Annotated in this window: 1 protein-coding gene; it reads right to left on the reverse strand. The window is 75.1% G+C overall.

Annotated elements, in window-relative coordinates:
* On the reverse strand, positions 1-1,206 hold a 1,206-nt coding region (locus ESO86_RS16605), incomplete at its 3' end, for an AAA family ATPase (protein WP_165308199.1).
* Positions 1,207-1,617 lie beyond the last annotated feature (411 nt).

The following is a 1,617-nucleotide window of genomic DNA, read 5'->3' on the forward strand; positions in this document are numbered from 1 at the left end:
GGCGGCTCCCGCCGCGACGGCGGCTGCGGCGAGCCGCTCAGCGGTGCGGCGATCGTACGCGGACCGCGCGAGCACGGCGCATCGGGCGAGCAGGGCGGGATCGCTCGGTCGACCGGCGTCGAGTCGCCACACCGCGACCCGCAGTTCGTCGCCCGGATCCATCGGGCGGGACGAGACGAGGTCGGCCTGTTCGGCGAGCAGCGAGAGCGCGCGGATGCGCGGCATCGCCTCGCGGACGGCCGCCGCGTACTGCGGGTGCGCGAGCCCGACGCGGACCCGAGGTCCCGACTCGTCGACGCGGATGAGTCCTCGCAGCTCGAGTGCGGCGAGCGCCTCGGCGGCGCCCGGGCGCGCGAGCTCGTCGAAGGCGAGCGGCTCGCACAGCGCGAGACGTTCGACCGCGTCCCGTTCCGCCTCGTGGAGGCCTCGGAGGCGGGCGCGGATCAGGTCGCGCAGCGCGGGGGTGCCGACGGGTTCGCCGGCCAGGTGCCAGAGCCCCTCGTGCGCGACGAGCGATCCGGCGTCCCACGCCCCGATCGCGAGTTCCCGGAGGAAGAGCGGGTTGCCGTGCGCCGCACGGTGCAGCTCGACGACGTCGCGATGCGCGATGGCGCCGCCGAGCACCCTCGTGAGCAGTTCCGCGACCTCGTCGACGCCGAGCGGACCGAGGTCGAGGCGGATGGAGTCCGGCGCCGTCGCCACGGGGACCAGCACATCGGGGACCGGCTCGGACTCTCGGACCGTGGCCGCCACCCGGAGCACCGACGCCTCCACGAGCTGGGCCACGAGGGTCACCGAGACCGGGTCCGCGACCGAGATGTCATCGAAGGCGAGCAGCACGGAGCGGTCGCCGGCCAGCCGGGCGATCGCGGCGTGGGCGACGGCGAACAGCTCCGCCGCGTCGGAGGCGGACGTGAGCGGGGAACCCGTCTCCCTCGCGAACACGGGCGCCAGGGCCGAGAGCGGCACCGCGCTCAGCGCGGGGTTCCCGGTCGCGGTGAGGACCAGCCACCCGTCCTCGTCCAGGTGCTCGGCGACCTCCTGGACCACGCGCGACTTGCCGATGCCCGAGGCGCCGTAGGCGAACACGGCCCTCGTCGTTCCGGCGAGGCCGTCGAGGGCACGACGGACGTCGGCGCCGCGTCCGACGAGCGGCCAGCTCTCGTCGAGCGCGAGGGGCGGCCGGGCCGTCCCCCCGGTGTCCAACGCCACCATCTCGGCCCTTCAGGTTCACCGGCGTGGCCGGTCGTCTCACTGTATTGCGCGACGACCTGAACGTGGTTGCGTCATCGTGGCCCCCGTACGGGGGAATCGGCCCGTGATACGAGTGGGGCCTGGGTAGTCGGGCCGGCGAGGTGAGCAGTCGTCGACGGCGGATGAGCAGCGCCTGCCCATCCGCTCGTACCCCGGTCGCGGGCAGGCTCGTCACCGGCGGGTGGGACCCGCCCCGCGGATCAGGGGATCCGCGCCACCGACTCACCAGGAGACACGACATGACGCAGGAGCACCGGGCCGGCTCGACGAAGCGGGCCGCGCGGGCGAGACGACTGAGAGGCACGGCCGCCGCGGCCGCCGCGATGATGGCCTCGGCCGGGGCGGTCCTCGCCGCGGCACCGG

Origin of the sequence: Agromyces binzhouensis (genome assembly GCF_004135055.1) — a bacterium.
Classification (GTDB): domain Bacteria; phylum Actinomycetota; class Actinomycetes; order Actinomycetales; family Microbacteriaceae; genus Agromyces; species Agromyces binzhouensis.